General features: G+C 38.4%; 1 protein-coding gene. It reads left to right on the top strand.

Going from position 1 to position 857, the window contains the following annotated elements; genetic code table 11:
• A partial coding sequence (locus tag AMO08_RS02715) for a dockerin type I domain-containing protein (protein WP_143323801.1) occupies window positions 1–807 on the top strand: 807 nt, incomplete at its 5' end.
• Between the last annotated feature and the right edge of the window lie 50 nt (window positions 808–857).

Genomic DNA, 857 nt, shown 5'->3' with positions numbered 1-857 from the left:
GATGGAAACTTAGGCTATCGTGTTTACTTAGACTGTGGCGATAACTGTGATGATGAAGGTTGTACCAATGCGGCAGGAGATGTGAACGAAGATGGTACGGTTAATATCTTAGATATTGTTCAGGTAGCAAATTATATATTAGTAGGTGGAAACTTAGAAGGTTGTGGTTTGGAAGCTGCTGATGTAAATGGTGATGGTTTCATTAATATCCTAGATATTGTTCAGATTGCAAATGCGATATTAGGTCGTGATGGTCGTATTCCTGATGCAACTTCTGCAAAAATACAAAATACTGGCAGTTCTGTCTTAATTAAGGCAGAAGGTTACATTGGTGGTATTCAGATGACACTGAAGCATGGTTCAGACTTCTCTATGGATATTACTGATAAAGCAATGCTTGCTGAATACAATACTGTTGGCAACAAGACTGTTCTTGTAATTGTAACTCCAGAGAGTGATGAAGTTTTCACTTATACTGGTGATTTCGAGATCGTGGATGTGATTGTAGCTAATAGTCAAGGCCGTGTAGATGTTGGTATTCCAACTGCATTCAGTCTTAGTGAAGCTTATCCAAATCCATTTAATCCAACAACCAGCCTGACTCTGGCTGTTCCTGAAGCAGGACAAGTATCTGTTCAGGTATACAATATCATGGGTCAAGTTGTTGCAACGTTGGCAAATGGCTATATGGATGCAAGTACATATACATTAACATGGGATGCATCGAATGCATCTAGTGGTGTGTACTTTGTAAAAGCTCAATCTGCAGGTAGTGTTACTACTCAGAAGCTTATGCTAATGAAATAATATAACCGTTTATTATAACGGCTAAACTTAAAAAGCCTCCGCTTTTAAAA

Source organism: Candidatus Pelagibacter communis, from assembly GCF_001180205.1.
Classification (GTDB): Bacteria; Pseudomonadota; Alphaproteobacteria; order Pelagibacterales; family Pelagibacteraceae; genus Pelagibacter; species Pelagibacter ubique_O.
The sequence above is the reverse complement of the archived record's forward strand: the minus strand, read 5'-3'. Positions and strand labels throughout refer to the sequence as shown.